11 protein-coding genes and 1 riboswitch are annotated in these 17,969 nt (G+C 54.8%); of the genes, 6 read left to right on the forward strand and 5 right to left on the reverse strand.

Annotated features, from left to right (window positions below; all coding sequences use genetic code 11):
- Nucleotides 1–4: 4 nt before the first annotated feature.
- Genes JSS75_03990 through JSS75_04005 form a run of 4 tightly spaced genes read left to right on the forward strand, consistent with a single transcriptional unit; the run spans nt 5 to nt 4,670 of the window.
- Complete coding sequence (locus JSS75_03990) at nt 5–718, forward strand: sigma-70 family RNA polymerase sigma factor (GenBank protein ID MBS1902843.1); 714 nt, start codon at nt 5–7, stop codon at nt 716–718.
- Nucleotides 715–2,196, forward strand: coding sequence for a hypothetical protein (locus JSS75_03995; GenBank protein ID MBS1902844.1), 1,482 nt, complete (start codon nt 715–717; stop codon nt 2,194–2,196). Before JSS75_03990 ends, JSS75_03995 begins: the two co-directional genes overlap by 4 nt.
- A complete protein-coding gene (locus JSS75_04000; protein ID MBS1902845.1) occupies nt 2,193–3,866 on the forward strand; it encodes a hypothetical protein in 1,674 nt (557 codons plus the stop codon). The genes JSS75_03995 and JSS75_04000 overlap by 4 nt, the downstream gene beginning before the upstream one ends.
- Before the next feature lie 24 nt (nt 3,867–3,890).
- Entirely contained in the window at nt 3,891–4,670 is a 780-nt protein-coding gene (locus JSS75_04005) for an alpha/beta hydrolase (GenBank protein MBS1902846.1), read from the forward strand.
- Between the two features lie 7 nt (nt 4,671–4,677).
- On the opposite strand, the gene JSS75_04010 is transcribed toward JSS75_04005, so the two are convergent.
- Nucleotides 4,678–6,498: a B12-binding domain-containing protein gene (locus tag JSS75_04010; GenBank protein ID MBS1902847.1), complete on the reverse strand. Its 1,821-nt coding sequence runs from the start codon at nt 6,496–6,498 to the stop codon at nt 4,678–4,680.
- Between the two features lie 50 nt (nt 6,499–6,548).
- Nucleotides 6,549–6,626: riboswitch (SAM riboswitch) on the reverse strand.
- A gap of 117 nt (nt 6,627–6,743) precedes the next feature.
- Here JSS75_04010 and JSS75_04015 point away from each other — a divergent pair.
- Nucleotides 6,744–8,744, forward strand: coding sequence for a T9SS type A sorting domain-containing protein (locus JSS75_04015; protein ID MBS1902848.1), 2,001 nt, complete (start codon nt 6,744–6,746; stop codon nt 8,742–8,744).
- A gap of 24 nt (nt 8,745–8,768) precedes the next feature.
- Here JSS75_04015 and JSS75_04020 read toward each other — a convergent pair whose 3' ends face one another.
- The 4 genes from JSS75_04020 to JSS75_04035 form a co-directional block, all read right to left on the reverse strand.
- Nucleotides 8,769–9,134 carry a hypothetical protein gene (locus tag JSS75_04020; protein MBS1902849.1) on the reverse strand — a complete coding sequence of 122 codons (366 nt, stop codon included), beginning with the start codon at nt 9,132–9,134 and terminating at the stop codon, nt 8,769–8,771.
- 134 nt (nt 9,135–9,268) lie between these two features.
- Entirely contained in the window at nt 9,269–10,012 is a 744-nt protein-coding gene (locus JSS75_04025) for a hypothetical protein (GenBank protein MBS1902850.1), read from the reverse strand.
- A 74-nt stretch (nt 10,013–10,086) separates the two neighbouring features.
- Nucleotides 10,087–12,345, reverse strand: coding sequence for a hypothetical protein (locus JSS75_04030; GenBank protein MBS1902851.1), 2,259 nt, complete (start codon nt 12,343–12,345; stop codon nt 10,087–10,089).
- 64 nt (nt 12,346–12,409) lie between these two features.
- Complete coding sequence (locus JSS75_04035) at nt 12,410–13,021, reverse strand: RNA methyltransferase (protein ID MBS1902852.1); 612 nt, start codon at nt 13,019–13,021, stop codon at nt 12,410–12,412.
- Between the two features lie 126 nt (nt 13,022–13,147).
- On the opposite strand from JSS75_04035, the gene JSS75_04040 reads away from it, so the two are divergent.
- Nucleotides 13,148–17,968, forward strand: coding sequence for a translocation/assembly module TamB domain-containing protein (locus JSS75_04040; protein ID MBS1902853.1), 4,821 nt, complete (start codon nt 13,148–13,150; stop codon nt 17,966–17,968).
- Nucleotide 17,969: the final 1 nt, after the last annotated feature.

The raw sequence follows: 17,969 nt of genomic DNA on the forward strand, positions 1-17,969 counted from the left end.
TTGAATGCAGTCTCTTACGGCCATAGGGGCCCGTGTCCGACCGGAGACGGGCGATCGTCGTCGCGGCACTCCGGTGCAAGCGGCGAGTGATGTGGCTACGAAACCTTCGACGAAGGTGCGAACGGATCTAGAGCTCATCGAGGCATTTCGCGCCGGCGACGAGCGCGCATTCGCCGAACTCTATACCCGCTACAAGAGCGAGATCTACACCTTCTGTTTGCGTATGCTCGGCGGCGACAGCGCCGAAGCGGGTGATGCGTATCAGGAGACGTTTATCAAGGTGTATGAGAAACTGCATACATTCCGCTACGGAGAAAATGTAAAGGGCTGGATCTACATGATCGCTCGCAATGTGGCGCTGAACATCTACCGGTCGAAGCGCCCGGAAGAGACGATCGAAAATCATCCGTATCTGCCCAGCACCGAGCGGCGTCTTTCACCCGAATTCGCCGGCGAGCAACGCTCGCTGCGCGAAGCGATCGAAGAAGCGGTTGCCACACTGCCGATCGAATTCCGCGAGCCGTTCATCTTGCGCGAGTTCGACGGCCTGGGTTACCCAGAGATCGCAGAGATCACGCAGACGACGATCACACTCACGAAAGTTCGCATTCACCGCGCCAAACAACGGCTGCGGAAGTTGCTTGCACCGATCATTACCGACGAAACCTATCGCGCGAACGGAACGCCGTTCGCTGCGGACGAGGAGGAAGAAGCATGAGTACCGAAGATCGCATACTCGATTATCTTGACGGCTCGCTTAACGAGCATGACTCCGCAGAGCTGATGCATCAGCTTTCGGTCAGCCCAGAGAAGCGCGTCATTCTCGAGCAGCACATCAAGCTCTCGGAGTTGACGCGCGTGGCTCAGCGACCGTTCGATGTCCCGGTAGAACTCGAAGAGACGCTCGCAAAGCGTTTGCCTGCTGTCATCGGAACAACGACAACTACGGCGTTGCGCGGACGTTCGGCGATTTCGTCGCTGCTATTGTTGCTACGCCAATACCCGATCCGTTTTGCACTCGGCGGCCTCGTTACGTTGCTTGCCGGTGGTGCTGTCTATTGGTACGGCATGGCCGGCTCGCCGTCGCCTAACGACGTTCCGACATCGGACCGTAGATTCGGCTCGGCCTCTACCTCAGAGCATTCGTCTGCAACAGACGCGCACACTCCGTTGGGTATGTCAACTGCACCATCGCCGTCGAACATCCAACCCGCCACCGGCACGTCACAACCTACAGGCGCAGTTGCGGACAACTCTGGCGTTCATTCGAACGTGGTGTCATCGACGAGCGCAACCGGGAACAAGAATACTGACCTTCGTCCGGACCGCATACATGCGATCGCACATTCGTCACAACCACGCCAGCGAATGCATCGCTCGGAGGTAGTATCGGCCGAACATACGAACATTGACGCGCGCGATCGTGCCAGTAGCACCACCGAAATCATCGGACAGCATACCGAAACTGCAGTTGCGTCCGAGTCATCAATCGCTCAAATCCCGACCGTCGCTATTCGTGATGCAGGTATGACGAACATCATCGGTTCGAATTCGGGAAGCCGCCAGTCGTTGCGCGATCTGGTGACGCATCCGGACGGACGCCGCAGCGATTGGGCACTTCGTGGTTCGCTCGGTTTTGGCACTACATTCCTCTATGTGCCGAGCGGGAGCAACTCGTACGTTACCCGCACCGAAGTAAATCCTCTGCTTGGAATCGACCGTATGCTCGATGCACATTGGGCTGTCGGTGTCGAAGGAGGAGTGAGTTCGAGTCAGGCGCTCACTCCGACCTCGTCGGTCATTTCCGATCCGAGCATATCCCGCATCGTTACACACGCAACATCGACGACGTCGACGAGTACGTTCATGCGTCTTGCACTTCGATACACCGTGAATCCGTATGATGCTGTTCGCATCGAACTCTCGGCTGGGGGCGGACGCGCGTTCGGCAGCGCAGGCGGGTGGATGGGCAGTGCCCAGGCAGGCATCAGCTTCCAACCTGGCTTAACGGACGGACTGGATTTCCAGGTATTCGCACTATACTCCGGTGTGCTTACGAACACTACCGCAACCACGGTTACAACGCCATCCAGCGTGAGCGGACCGGTCGAATACTCGACGACAAGCACACCACAGTCGAGGATCTTCACGCCGGCAATCACGCTTCGTGCCGGCTTCCAATACCGTTTGCCATGATCAAGCGCACGTACATATCGCTTCTGGTCGTTGCACTGTTCGCTGCGGGTTGCTCGAAGAACATTGTCGATGTCCCACCGCCGACCGGGGCCGGTGCTTCTTCGTACGGGTGGAATATGATCGATACGATCATCTACACGACCCTACAGCCGAAAACCGGAGCTACCTCGACAATCACTCTGCACTTCGCCGCGACTGCCGAGAGCGACCGCTATCAAGCGATCGAAAACTTCAATACGTCAGGCAGCGATACGCTCCTGCTTCATTCGTCTAACGATTCGCTCACCGTCTCCGGCCTGACCGAGCGAAGCATCATTCGCGTGCCGAGCGGCTATGCTCTTTCCGGCGTACGATACGATAGCATCGATCGGCCACGCAATATTCGGAAGATTCTCGCGTTCGGCGACGCAGGGAAGCAAGTGGTCGCAAGCGACGATTCGAGCCATGTCTTCTACTCAAGCGACGCAGGAACTTCATGGGGTCTGTCGACCGGACTTTCGATCTCTGCGAAAGACGCGATCGTCGATTTCGCCTATGGCCCGTTCAATTCGAAAACAGTTGTCGCAGCCGCAACTGTGAATGGGTTAGTCTATATCTCCTCGAATGGCGGGCAGTCGTGGTCCCTCGGATATGCGGGGAAACTTGGGGGCATCAGAGCTATCTGTTCGTCGTCCGACGGTATGTTCGCATCGATCATCAGAAACGGAATTTACCGCATGGCATCTCAGCCTTCGCTTGTCGCCCCTGGATTGCCCGCAATCGATTCGAGCGCAACACTACTGGCCACTTCCCGAGCACCCTTCAGCGGCGCGACTACCTTTCTGGCATCTGACGCCTCAGGGGGAATCTACTATATCAATCCGGACTCCGATGTGTACTGGAAGACCCTGCCCGCAGCAGTTCGCTATAGCAGTGCGACACCCCGAGTAATTACGCGAGCGACCGATACCACATTCATCATCAGTCTGCAGACTTCCACATCGACCGGAATAACTGCTTCGTGGATACCGACGGAGGATACATTTCATCTTCTCACAAATTCGTTCTTTACGCTCGCCGCGGTCGATGCGTTCAACCTCTCGGCGGTGCTTCTTGCAAACGAACGTGGAAATTGTGCTATTTTCAAAACAGCGAACCAGGTTGTGACGACAGCACCATCGGTACCCTTGTCGTCCTATTCGGTGCTGAATGCGATCACTCTCTGTAATGGCAACGCCTTCGCAGGGACCAGCGACTCGGGTATATACAACCATTCCTTTTCGAACGGATCGGGTGGGCCCTGGGCCAAACTTCACTCCAGCCCCACGCAGAGAACCGTTGTTCATACATTGCTCCCGCTTGAATTCAGGCTGCTCGGTGCAGACGACGCCGGCATCCATGTCGGCGGCACGTGGGATGCGGGGAAAATATTTTCCGACTCGCTCGGCGTGTCCGTTTCGCTAAGAGCCGATGTTGACCGGTATATCGACAGCCTCAAGTTGACGAATGGCCTGATCTTCAGCCGCATCTTTGTCGTCAACTACCGCTTTGCCGATCAGGCCGGAGGCACAACGACCTCCCCGGTTCGATGGACGATCTATTTTGCCAAAGGAGAGGGCCCGGTACTCATCGACGAGATCGAGGAGCCGAGCGGGATTCTTCTCTCGCGTACCTATCGTTCATCGAAGTAGCGTGATCGCTGCTTCGGTACCATCATGATATCAGTTCGGATCATCGGCGCAGGTCGGCCTGCGCCACCTGTCGTGCTCATCCATGCCTTTCCGCTGTCGAGCGCGATGTATCGGGATGCGGCAACCATGCTTGCCGATACCCTCCCTGACCGCTCGATCGTATTGGTCGATCTCCCCGGCTTCGGCGATGCGGCACGACAAGCTGCATGGACAATCAGCGGCGCAATGAAACAGCTTCACCACGAATTAGCAGAGCGGAATATCCGCGACTGTATCGTCGGCGGCACATCGATGGGCGGTTATGCTGCGTTTGCATACTATCGGCTCTACTCGGAGGAGATCCAGGCGCTGATTTTTAGCAACACAAAAGCCGAGGCGGATGACGAACCGGCGAAGAAGGGCCGCGAAGAATATGCGCTCGACGTCGAGCATCATGGGATCGACGCCGTCATCAAACGGCAACTCAATGCACTTGTCGGTGAGACAACAAAACGTTCGCGACCGGATCGGTTTAGAGAACTTCAGCAACTCATTACCCTGACAGATCCTCTCGCCGTTGCTGCCGCACTTCGCGCCATGGCGAACCGTGACGATTCTCGAGACCTCCTCGCGCAGATCACGTGCCCGACGCTCGTGATCTCCTCGTCCGAAGACACATTAATGCCAAGCAGCGTCACGAAGTCGATCGCTCTTGGGATCGAAGGGGCACGCTACGAAGAACTCCCGGATACCGGGCATCTATCCCCATTCGAAACGCCGCGCGAATGGAAGTCCGTCGTCGCTCACTTCGTAACTAGCCTCTGAGCCTCGCTTATTTCAAGCCAAAGTATCTGGCTTCCGGATGATGGCAGATGATGGCTGTCGTCGATTGCTCCGGTTCGAGATGATATTCTTCGGTGAGTGTAATACCAACGCGTTCGGGACGGATGAGATCGAACAACTTTGTCTGATCTTCAAGATTCGGACAAGCAGGATACCCGAACGAGAACCGCGAGCCTTGATATCCCTGACTAAAGAGCCGCTGAATATCAGTTGCATCCGATGTCCCGATTCCGAGTTCGGCACGGACGATCTTATGAAGATACTCGGCAAGCGCTTCGGCCGTTTCGACGGAAAGGCCGTGCAGGTATAGATAATCGGTGTACTGGTTCGACTCGAAGAGTTTCGCCGTGTACTCACTTGCCTCGCGGCCGACCGTCACCGCACTCATCGCGACGACATCGTACGTGCCTTGCGCGTTCGCACGTTCCTTCGAGAGGAAGAAGTCGGCAATGCAGAGCCGCTTTCCCGATGACTGACGTGGGAAGATGAAGCGTTTCCATTCGACGAGGGCACCGGCAACGTCGTCGTTCGACCATCGAGACTGCAATGCAGCGTCGTCGTATGATGACGGCTTCAAGATCACAAGATCGTCGCCCTCGCTATAGCACGGGAAATACCCATACACTGCTTTCGGCCGGAGAATGTGCTGTTGTTTACACAACAGTTTCAACTCGTTGAGCTTCGGGCGCGCGACAGTTTCGAGTAGCGCGGCATGATCTTCGGCGCTTTTCTTTCCTCGTTTGAATTGCCACTGTCCGCGGAAGAGCGCCACTTCGTTCAGATACTCCCAAATCTTATCGAGGATCCATTGCTCGCGTACTTCTACGCCCCAAAACGGAGGAGTCGGGATGATCGTCGCAGGTTTGACCCGCTCTTGGGTGGCCTGCGGAGTGCGCACATCCTGCTGTTGGCTTGCTCCACCGAGCCACGGCAGATCGCGCTTGGCAAGCACCATTTTCGACTCTTCGCCCGTCGCACTGTCGAGTTCTTCCTCGAGCAGATCTTCCTCACTGAGATCCGGGACAGATGCCGCAGATAACGATTCGCTGGCAGCATCGGGAAACTTCAATCGCTCCATGAAGTGCAGTCCGTCGAATGCGTCCTGCGCATACGCCAGCGTCCCTCCGTAAAGAGCACGCAGATCGTGCTCGACAAATTTGCGGGTCAACGCAGCGCCACCGAGCACGACCGGCACCGCAAGGCCGCGACCTGCCATCACTTCAAGATTCTCCTTCATGATGGCGGTGGACTTTACCAGCAACCCCGACATCCCGATCGCATCTGCATTCCGGCGATCGTACTCTTCGAGCATCTGTTCGAGCGAAACCTTGATCCCAAGATTATATACCGTATATCCGTTGTTCGTCAGAATGATATCGACGAGATTCTTCCCGATATCGTGGACATCGCCTTTGACCGTTGCGAGCACCATCTTGCCTTTGGAAGTATCTCCACCGGTACGCTCCATATACGGTTCGAGATACTTGACCGCGGCTTTCATCGTCTCGGCCGATTGCAACACAAACGGGAGCTGCATTTCGCCGGAGCCGAAGAGCTCGCCGACGACCTTCATTCCGCCAAGCAGAATGTTGTTGATAATATCGAGTGCAGGGTAAGACTTCAGGGCAAGCGCAAGATCGTTATCCATTCCGATCTTATCGCCGTCGATGATGCGTTGCTTGAGGCGTTCTTCGATCGAGAGATTCTCATAGCCGGATGCTTCCTTCTTCGCGGATTTCACATCGGCATAATGCGACATAAACTCCGTCAACGGATCATAAATCAATTTTCGCTCGTGACTATCCGACATTTCCAGGTGACAATAAAAAAAATCCCTGCGCCGAGGTGCGCAGGGATCGAAACATTCTACCTCCGGCGCTTTAGCACTTCTTTAACGTGGCTGCAAGCTACCTCGGTCAACGTGCCACGTGAATTACTAAACGGCATGTCGCGGTGTAGAGTTCGGCGTTGGCTATGCGGTGAGAACTATCACGGTAGAGCTCTGTTTGAAGTGTATTGTTCTTCATTTCTTCGTATACACTCATCGGTCAGATCATGAAGATACGAGCACCATTCTTCACACTGGTTGTATTGCAGATGTTGGTTGCAGGGGTACAGGCCCAATGGGCATATTTCCGCGGACCACTTGCGAGCGGTGCCGTCACAACACTCGTATCGAACGATTCCTCGATCTTCATCGGCTGCAACGGTGTAGCGCATAGCGAGGACACTGGGAAGACCTGGACATTCGGTACAGGATCGCTTACCGGTGCACCCCAGCAGCTTGTAATTCAGAAAAACGTGCTCGCGGCGGCAGCAGGCGAGGTGCATGTGTCGGTGGACGGCGGCATGCGCTGGACTCGCCATACGGCCGGGCTTCCAAGTGGTATCCCGGTCTATGCAATTGCGCTGCAAGATTCTACCATTCTCGCCGGAACATATTCTGCAGGTGTGTATCGCTCCACTGACCTCGGCACGTCATTTAGCGTTTCTGACAGTGGGATCACCAACAATTCGATACGTTCGATGACGTACCTCGGCACGTTGGCGTTTGCAGGCACAGGCGGCGGTGTCTTCCGTTCGGACGATGACGGCAAAACCTGGAGTAGTGCAAACAACGGTATACTCACCCCGTATATCAGTGTGCTCGTTGTGTACGACTCCTTGCTACTTGCCGGCACGTACGGCGGAGGCATCTACCGGTCTCTCGATTCCGGCAAGACGTGGATTCGCACGCTCGACAAAATCTCCAACGACAACGTTTCAGGCATTGCCTGTACGGGAGATCTGTTCCTCGCAAGCACGTCGAAGCAAGTGCTGCGTTCGACCGATGCTTACAATTGGGATGTTGTTACGGGGCCCTACTCACCTACTGCGATCACTGGTCATTGGGGAATGGTCTTCGTGGGTACATCCGAGGGCGTGTTCAGATCGCCACAACTTGATGCCGCATGGCAGGTGTGCGGTATCGCGCGTGGCACTGTTTCTCTTCTGAGCAAGCAGAATGGGATATTCTATGCAGGCACGCACACTGGCGTGTTCCGATCAACCGACCATGGAGATCACTGGAATGCCATCGGTATCGGTCCAACCTCATTCACTGCCGATCAGCTAATCCCGGGCGATACGTCAGTCTTACTGTGCGGCACAAACTCGCCGCTGCGATGGAGCACGACTATGGATGTCTGGTCCTCGTCGGATACACTTTTGCGTGGCCTAACCGTCAATACAGGCGTACGGATGGGTGACCGCATCATTATTGGAACTTCTAATCGAGGAGTTTGGTACTCGAAGGACGACGGCCAGAGTTGGCAACAATCCGATAGCATTGCAGATAATCAATATGTCGTTTCGCTTACCTCCATTGGTGGCGAACTATTCGCTGCTGTTTCAGGCCAACCAATACAGCACTCCACCGATAGCGGAGCAACCTGGACTCGCAGTGGCGCCGCGTCCCCAATTTCCTTCAATGATAAGCTTGCCACCAACGGATCCCTACTATATGATTGTGGTGGTTATGACCACATTCTCGTTTCGGAGGATCGTGGTCAGACGTGGACGCAATATCTCGTACAGACGTCATTTTCCGCAGCGCATATAGCTACAGACAGGAATTACGTTTTCTTATCGAACTACAACGGAAATATTTTTGCCAGCAAGGACTTTGGTCACACGTGGCAACAACGATTCTGGATTCCGAACCTTCAGGACATGATGGCCGACAGCGGCTACCTCTACGTTGCCTCCCCGAACGGCATAGCATACATACCTGAGGATTCGCTCAGCGTCAGCCCTCTGACGATGGGCAGCAACAGCCCAACAGTCGTGATCTACCCGAATCCTACGAGGGAGAACATTTGTGCAACGGGACTTCCTGACGATGCGACAACGATAGCAGTCTGCGATCTACTCGGTAGAACCGTTCGCACAGTTGTTCCCGATGCATCACACTCTACAAGTTTCTCATGTATAGGCATGACACCGGGAACGTACGTGATGAGGATTGTGACGCCTTCCGGAGTGATCGCCCGATTGTTCGTGATCGCAGCGCGATAGTGAGTCACCAACATCATTGCTTAATCAGTGTTGCCAGTGAATGTCAGGATCGCTAAAGGTGATGATCGCGCCGTCGCTGGTGCGGACGTTCACATCGATCGTCAGCACTCCGACAAGCTCTTGCACGTCGAAATAACCGATATCGGCAGTGGTGTGCTGCGACGATGATATAGTCTTCCCGGTCGATGCAGATTCCGCAATCAGCCGTGCCGTCGAGTCGACGATCGGTCGCGTGGTAATTCCAAGTTTCGCGACGACCGACGTGTCGGCAGTCACGGTAACGACATCGGCGTGAGAACCGGCGGGATTATCCTTGCAGCCGGTAAAGAACCACGATGAGAATACAAGCGCAAACAGCGCAGCAATGATGAGAGGTGTATTGGTCTTCATACGTTAATCTTCATATTCATCCCCGGCCAAACTAGCCGGCGTCTATGATGAAGACCCACCACTGCTCTCGTTGTTTCGCAGAAATGAAGGGGAATGATTCGTGACCTATCGAAGCGCCAACCGCGTTGCACCAATCAAATATGCCACACAAAATTCGCAACCGGTGTCAGCAGCGGAAGCGTGAAGTACATAAAGCCAAAGTCGGAAGAGAATCGCTGGCTTTCGACACGAACCGCAAACAGCAGCGCGAGTTTGTTCGGCGTTGAGAGATCGTGATTCCAGGCCTCGACCACCAACCGAGAATTCGGCACACCTTTGATCGGGGTATCGAACCCAATACCTGCTCCGAGCGAACTCCCGTAGCTAAATGAGAACTGACCGTACGGATACACACTGACAACAGGATAGTCGTCGCCAGACACCTTATAGAAGAACAAGCCGGTATAGCGTATCTCATTCTGCATCTCGATCGTCGCAGCCGCAAAGGCATGCAGGTAGAGATGCTCACTCGTTAAGCGCAGCAGATTTGCACCGACTGCAAACGAGACACCGTCCTCTTCGGCCAACGTTGCTTTCGCTTGCAGATAGGCGAACTGCGATTTGAAGGAAACCGTCGGAAGGATCGTCGCGCCTCCGGTGACACTCAGAACATTACCGATCCCAAAGCCCCCTTGCAGAAATGCAAGCTCCCAAAACCCAACGTATGGATTATCGATCGGCTTTGCCGACGGCATGATAAAATGTCGGTATGCATCGACAGGCGACGTGAGCGAATCGGTCGGCGATGCAATTGACGTCGAACAAAACAGCACCATCAGCAACAACGCAACTGCACTGCGATGCCGGAAGGACCGTCCTGGTTGGTGTATGGTCTGCACTGTAATGGAAGAGGTTTGCCGCATGCGCCAGTTAGAACCAGAGATACGCAATACTCAATTCCCCATTCTCGCGGTTATAACATTCCCGACCGCTTTCGGAGAAACCATTCGGTGCTCAACAAACCGATCGCCAATACAAGGAAATACCACGCAGTGCGGGCTTCATATTCTGAACGCTCCTCGATCTTCTTCGGCTGATAACTTGGCAATGCACGAATACGCGAGAGCAGATCCGCATCGTTTTCGGGTGTGAAGAATGCACCGCCCGTCCGCGCGGCGATCTCGCGCAGCAGCTCGCTGCGCATTCTAGGTTCGGCAAATTCGATCGAGTACTCGCCGACATTGAATCGTCCGCCATCGGTGCCGATCTGAGCTTTCCCTGAGACCGCAGATCCGGAGTATGTATAATCACCTGCGGGCAATCCTTGGGGAAGCCGCGCCGAATACCGGCCGTTCGAGAGCGGCTCCAGCGTCAGATCCAACGCTTGCTTGAGCCCAGGTCCGACAACTTTCATCGACACGATCGCTCCGTCAACCGGTTCGAAACTCTCGTCATATACCTGCGCAGTAAATTCGATCGTTTCTCCGGCATCATAGAGCCGCTGGGTTGGCTCGATGCGGACTCGTTTGCGGTCGTCGCGCATCACGAGCCAGCGTGTCGCGTTTCCGAGGAACAGGTCCAGGGCACTCTCAGACCCGACGGTTGTGTCTTTCGTACGTGAAAGCGAAGCAAACGCACGCTCCCGTCCGAATGACGTCAGCTTCCAGCGCCAGAGGCCATAACTGGTGAATGCGATCTCGCGCGATTTCCCGACTGTGCGTGAAAGCAACATCGGCTCGCCGATCTTCACGCCCTGCACCGTCGCTTCGATCAACACATCGCTTTCCGGCTTCGGGGCAAAGTGCATCTCCGTCTTCGCCAGCGGCGCAAGCGATTCCCATTTTACCGCTGCCGTTTGTTCCTTGTCCGCTCGCAGAATGGGGTTTGTAACGGTAGATTGGTTCACGGCGGCAGAGACACTGAGTTCGTTGCCCGATGCAGCCCCCTCTCTAAGAGTGAACGGCAATGCTTCTTCAATCTCGCGAAGCTTGGCGATATCGAGCATCTTTGAAGGGACGAAGAGCATCGACTTTCCTTCCGAAACCACGAGCCGCTTGAGCAGTGCCATGCTTTCCGTCGATGTCGATGCGATCGGGAATCCGACGACGATCACGAGATCGGCGTCGTGCAGTTTTTCGAACGTCGGAGTGCCCTCGTAGAACTCGGCTCCTTGCTTTTGAATATATGTCGTCAGTTCGATCTCCTTGCGCGCCCGAAAATAATCCCGAACGAACGAGACATCGGAGCTCGGAGCCCCCGCAAAGAGCACGATATGGAATTTGTTTTTCAGGACGTTCACGTATCGAATACTGACGTTATTCGACATCGTTGTTTCGCCTCCAGAAAGCGGAGTAACTCGCGCAGTGAGTTTCACACTACCCTCCTGTGCCGGAGTGTAGTTGATACTCACCTCCGCATCGTTCGCTCCTGCTTTGAATGTTACTTCTTCTTCAGCGATCTTCTCCGACTCGGCATACAAACTCACAACCGCCTTCTCCCCTGCATTCGCACCGGCCGCATGTACTTCGATATCGACAGGCTGTGAGACGCCAACCGTAGCGATATCGTTGGTAAACATCGAGGTGATTCCCACATCGCGCCGCTCACTCGAATCGCCAAGGCCGACGGTAAATACCGGAACGCCAAGACGCTCCGCAGCATAGAGCGGGTTCGATCCGGCCGTATATGCTCCATCACTGAAGAGGACAACAGCGCTGATATTCTGCGACTTTTCCGCCTCGGCAAGCAAACCGAACGCGCCGGCAATATCCGTGGCCGATCCATCCGCCTTCATTGAAGAAAGTACGTGCGTAAACGGAGTATCGACCGAAGAAGCCTTCTCGGAGAATACTTCGAGAAGACGAGCCGAACGATCCGATCGAAACGACTCGGGAAAGATATTTAGTAGGTTTCGGTGCATCGCCGAAAGCCTCGTCTTCGCCGTATCGCCCGGTGCCGGCGGTAATTGCATCGACCGCGAGTTGTCCAGCATGATGACGACGCGAGGTGTTCGCTCCTGGGTCTTCGTGAGTGTGAGAATCGGTTGAAAGAGGACGAAGAGGATGAGCGCGATGGCAATCGATCGAAGTGCGACGAGCAGCCTCCGGCGCGCCGGTGTTGTTCTCGGGACGGTGTGCCGATAGGTCCAGACTGCAAGACCGATGCCAATGAGTATGGCAGGAATTGCGATCCACCACGAACCCGATGCAAGATGAACGGAGAACGAACTCAATACTTCAAACTATGAGCGATAGAACGTACATTGTGATCGGTTTCTCTGGCTGTGCAAAAACACCTCATTTTTTCAGCCAGTCGAGGGTCGCAGAGCGAAGTGCATCGGGGCTCAGTTGCGGAGTGTCGTACATCCCCTTCTCCATCCGCTGGCGCATCGCTTCGAACAAACAGATCGCCGAAGCAACCGAGACATTCACACTTTCGACCATACCCATCATGGGGATATATACGAGTCCGTCGGAAAGTGTTGCAGCCTCATCCGAGATACCGCGATGTTCGTTACCAAGGACGAGCGCGGTCGGCTTCGTTAGATCGTATGCATAAATACTGGCCGCCTTCGGCTCGATCTTTGTCGCAAGGATCTGAAATCCTTCCCGATGCAACTCATCGAAACAGGGTTTGATCGAACGATACCGTTTGAATTCGAGCCACTTGACGGCCCCTGAAGCGCTCGTCGTACCGATCCCGGGTGGCTGTTCGATCGAATAGACCATCATGACGCGTTGCACTCCGACGGCGTCACATGTACGTAGAATGGCGCCGACATTATGCGGGTCGTGCACGTTCTCGAGCACGAGTACGAGCCCCGGTTGTCTGCGCTCGAGTGTTCGGGCGATCCGCTCCGAACGCCCCTCGCTTCGCGTCCATGCTGCTTCTTGGTTTGCCACCGCCATCTGAAACGAACCCTACAGGCTTCGGGTTGCGCCCGCACTTCGCAAGTGAATGAAAAATCATTGTCTTGACATGCCGCAGATGTAAACGTATCCGCATCATTTGACTGTTAGATGTAGTGGATAGATATGCCCGAAACCGGCGAAACAACGGCCAATCAGCAACCGCAGGCGAACCCCGCCGTGCGGCCACCGTCGCGCTTCAAGCGCGCGATGCGCGTTGTGCGCCGCACGTTGCTCGTCCTGTTCCTCTTGGTGCTCGCCTTGCTCAGCAGTTTGCAGACCGGGCCGATGCGCGAATTTCTGAAAAACAAACTCGTTTCGATCGTCGAATCGAACACCAACGGAACCGTCTCCATCGGCGAGATCGGCGGCAATCTGATCACAGGCTTGTCCCTTTCGAACGTGACGGTTCGATTGAAGTCGGACACGGCAGCGATCGCCCGCATTCACTTCCTTTCGGTTCGGTATTCGATCATCGATTACTTCGTCAGTAACTCGATTACGATCCATTCGTTGCTTGTCGATGCTCCGGAGATCCGTTTCCACCGATCGTTCGGGGACTCGCTCTGGAATTACGAACGGTTTTTCAAACCGTCGGCACCTTCGACCAAGCCATCGCAGCCCTTCTCGCAAACCGTTCGCCTCGAGGCGCTGAGTGTCGCGGGCGGGTCGTTTCGTGTACTCGATGCGAACGATACCAGCCTAGTGCGTTTGTTACCCGACGGAAAGAAACGCTACATCCGCTGGAGCGATCTCGATGTCCGGGATATTGCACTCACACTCAGCGGACGCTATCAAGGCAGTGTGAAACAATATGTAAACCTCGAGCACCTGAGCTGCCGCGAAGCAAACGCGCCGTTCAATCTCTACCAACTGTCGTTGTCAGCATATCACGACGGAAATATTACGGAAGTAAAGAACGTACGATTGCTGACCGATCATACCGAACTCAAGCTCGATGCCAGTCTCTCGCCGCTTGTGATGCTCAACGGTCAGCCGTATGATTCGCTGCGCACGTCAGCGACACATGTGAAGCTCACAGCAGGTTCGATCGGTCAGGATGAACTTGCTCAATTCATCCCCGACATTTCCTTCCTCGCCGGAAGACCCAGTCTCGACTTCGAAGCAGAAGGTCCGTACGGAGCGCTCAAGATTCGTCGCGGTCGTCTCGGTCTCGGGCGTGGAAGCTTCATCACCTTCGGTGGTGAAGTCAAAAATCTCCACCAACCGGACAAGCTCTACCTTGATGTTGATGTGGCTGCACGCTCGCTTTCGGATAAGAGTATTCGGGATTATATCCCAGGACTCGGATTGCCCGACATGAAACGGTTCGGTACGATCGACATCGACCACATCGGCTTTGTCGGACGACCCGATAACTTCAAGACTGAACTCGCTGTGCGCACCACGCACGGCAATGTCAACGGGACGGCCGCTCTTAACCTGAGTATTCCATCACCGACATACGAAACACAGCTCACGACCACATCACTTGACCTCGCCCCGCTCTTGGGCGATTCCGTGCTTCGTAGTTCGCTTAATATGACGTTCGCAGCCAAAGGCAACGGATTCGACTTGAAAACGATGAGCACCACGTTTTCTGTCGAAAGTGCAACGCCATCTTCCTTCTACGGGCTCGATCTGACCAGCACACATCTCGTTGGTGCGATCGACCACGATGCGATCAATCTCGATCAGAGCAATATTCATTTCGCCGATGGCTCTCATATCGACGCGAATTACTTGACGCTCGATCTTGCTCCAGCCACACCGACTTATGAATGCGATCTCTCGACGACCGACATCCCGATCGGCCGCTTGGTACCAGTATTCCCTCATGCATCGACATTGAGTGCCAGTGCGACGATCGCGGGCGATCTCAAATCGGTGAACAGTACGACAGGAAGTATTCAGGCCGTTATTACGGGTATGCCGTACCGAGGCTCGACCCTTGCCCCGATATCGGTAAATACAACGATGCAGATCGATTCGGTAACCGGCGAACGTTCCGACGTCATCGCCAGCGATATTGCCGATCTGACCGTGCGCGGTAAATACGATATCGTGTCGATCGGCGGCGTGCTCGCAGAACGATTCGCTGCCTTCGCCGGGTCGATTCAACACATGCGCGATACGTCGAAGCATAACGGATCGATATCGCCGCATCCGGATTCTTCGTTCGCCCGCAACAGCGATTCGATTGCCTGCACCTACACACTCCACATGAAGGATATGCGGCCACTTACGCATTTTCTTCCGAATCTTACCTTGCTCGCCAAGGGACGTCTCGACGGCGCGGTTGCAGGCGACCCGCATGCCCTAATGAACGTATCGATGGCCGGAACGCTCGATCACTTCCTGATTGCGGATGCCGGCAGCGGAGCAGGGGCAGGCGTGCCGAAGATCAGCGTAAAAAAATTAGGAGTTCAAGTCGCCCTGCGCGGACTTGCACACAACGATGTCGACGTGCTGAACACACTTCAGGGTTCGCTTTCGTTGCAGTCCGATTCGGCATTACGAGTTGCAGATGTAGCAGTGTTCGCTCCGCACGTAACGCTCAAGCTCAGCGGTGAAGCAATGCAATATGTGATCGGCGGATCGCTCGAGGGAAAAACGGCGCTCGACGTTCGCGGCGCCGGTTCGATCGCCGGAGCAGAGAAGACATTCGGCATCGATTCGCTTCGATTGACATTCTCGGACGGGTTCGATTGGTTCAATGACGCCCCCTCTCGTGTTCACATCGATGAGCATGGCACATTGACACTGGATACGCTCCGGCTCTTCAAACCGGAACCGAGTTACGATCCGGGCCATGTGTTCGCGCAAAAGCTGCAGCTTGGAATGCAATTGCGAGGCGATACGATCGCCTACGGTTTCGTGCACTCGTCGCTGCTTCGCCTGCCGGAGCTGCCTCGCTTCCTCTCATCATGGGTCGATGTATCGAGCCTCAGGCCGACACAAGGAAAACTAACGCGCCTGCTCTTTGATGTTTCCGGGACATTGGCACAGCCGAGAATGGCCCTTGATCTTGCCGCGCAGAATTTTGCCTATAATAATGTGACACTCGATAGCATGCGGGCAAACTTGTCGTACGGACTGGGTAACGTTCGAGGGAACATTGATGCTCATATTGACAGCAGCGCCTACGGTATCGGGAGCATGGCACGCGGCTTGGAGAGATGGATTCCTTCGGCAAAGAATACGCTCAGTGTCGCGATCGACAGCATTCCGATGCTGCTCTCGTTTGCCGACTATCCCGAAAAGCGCACTGATAGCGCACGGATCGCTTCGGCGCCCACAAGCGTATCTGTCACGGCCCGGGATTTTGCAATCGATATGTTCGGACCGTTCATCCCCGTGCTTACACAGATCCACGGACTCGCCGACGCGACCATATCGCTTCACGGGAGCCTGACCTCTCCCACCATACAAGGTGAAGGGTATATCACGAAGGGATCCTTCCTCGTGCCCTTTACCAACATCCGATATCAAATGGGCGGCAGAGTGACGCTTGCCCATTTGGATCTGAATTTTGACGATGTGCGTGTCAGTAACTATCCCGTGGATCTCGAAGGAGGCCGCGCTTTTCTCAGCGGCGGATTTCACTTCCACGGATTCGACGTAGAGAACTTCGATCTGAAGCTTCGAACCGACGACCGTCTGCTCGTACTCAACGACGCATCGAAGGATGCGATGAAGACTATCTACGGTCCGCTCATTGTTCGCTCGGGGAATACTCCACTCCATTTTTACGGGACGTTCGATGCTCCGCATCTGGATGGCGACCTGACGATCGCGCAGGCATACTTAACACTTCCACAATCATCGAATACGATTGCGCAGGTGGAATCGGAAGGCATTACCTATATCGAGGCGACAAAGCCGAAACCTCCTGCCGATACGGCCAACATTCAACCATCCCCGCAACCTGAGAGCGCCGAAGATGCCGAAGCCAGGGAGTTCGAGCTTCGCAGCGCTCCGTCAGTTGCCGCCGATGCGACGGGAATCGAAGCGAATAAGAGTACTACTCAGCAGTCTGCGCCACAGTTATCGTTTATGGACAAGATGCTCTATGATATGAACATCATGATCCCGGGCGATTGCTGGCTCATCATCACCTTCCCACAAGCCTACGGGATCTTCGGCACCCAATTGAAGGCCGAGTTAAAATCCGACGGACCATTCCACTTCTATCGATACGAACCGAAAGCCGACTATGGGTCCACCGGTACCCTCCGGCTGACCGAGCGCTCCAGCTATACCTTCATCAAGGAGTTTACTCCGGTGAAGGGTACCATGCAATTTTATAAAGCCCTCGATAATCCGACGCTCGATCTGAGCGCCGAATATACCGGCTCCTATGGTCCGGGTGATATTCGTATCAGAATGCTTGTCGGCGGCACCCGATACGACCCATCACTACGGTTCGAGTTGTGGCAAAAGAACCAGCAGGGTGAATACGTAAAGCGAACAGAACCCCAGGAACAGCAGCGGAATGAAAGCTTCTTTTTCCTGGCGACCGGCATGCTGCCAAACGATGCGAACGCGGCAAGCGCAGTATCGACATTGGGTTCGATCAAAGATAAATCAGGGTACAGCATCGGGTCGAGTTTCGTATCGTCAGCGCTGAACAATGCGATCGCCTCGACATCGTTGAAGGACTATATCCGATCGGCCCGCATCGAATTTGGCGCCAATAATGCTGTGAAAGTAAATGCAACGCTTAACGTGTACCGCGATATCGTGTTGCGTGGCGGTGTGTCGAACGCAGGCTTTGGTAATGCCTCTGACTTCTCACTCGAGATCCCATTCTCTACGTTTCTCACTTTCCAAGAAGCACAGAATATCGTATTTCAGGCTGAGGGACATATCAACTCGTCGATTCAATCGCTCGTTGCTCCACCCGCCTATGTGGGGCGGTTCGGCTGGCGAATTCCGTTGAACTGAC

The organism is Bacteroidota bacterium (assembly GCA_018266755.1).
GTDB lineage: Bacteria > Bacteroidota > Ignavibacteria > Palsa-1295 > Palsa-1295 > JAFDZW01.

Coding starts and splice junctions, on each gene's coding strand:
- JSS75_04005 (MBS1902846.1), top strand. CDS start 3,891: ATGATATCAGTTCGGATCATCGGCGCAGGTCGGCCTGCGCCACCTGTC.
- JSS75_03995 (MBS1902844.1), top strand. CDS start 715: ATGAGTACCGAAGATCGCATACTCGATTATCTTGACGGCTCGCTTAAC.
- JSS75_04010 (MBS1902847.1), bottom strand. CDS start 6,498: ATGTCGGATAGTCACGAGCGAAAATTGATTTATGATCCGTTGACGGAG.
- JSS75_04000 (MBS1902845.1), top strand. CDS start 2,193: ATGATCAAGCGCACGTACATATCGCTTCTGGTCGTTGCACTGTTCGCT.
- JSS75_04020 (MBS1902849.1), bottom strand. CDS start 9,134: ATGAAGACCAATACACCTCTCATCATTGCTGCGCTGTTTGCGCTTGTA.
- JSS75_04040 (MBS1902853.1), top strand. CDS start 13,148: ATGCCCGAAACCGGCGAAACAACGGCCAATCAGCAACCGCAGGCGAAC.
- JSS75_03990 (MBS1902843.1), top strand. CDS start 5: ATGCAGTCTCTTACGGCCATAGGGGCCCGTGTCCGACCGGAGACGGGC.
- JSS75_04035 (MBS1902852.1), bottom strand. CDS start 13,021: ATGGCGGTGGCAAACCAAGAAGCAGCATGGACGCGAAGCGAGGGGCGT.
- JSS75_04015 (MBS1902848.1), top strand. CDS start 6,744: ATGAAGATACGAGCACCATTCTTCACACTGGTTGTATTGCAGATGTTG.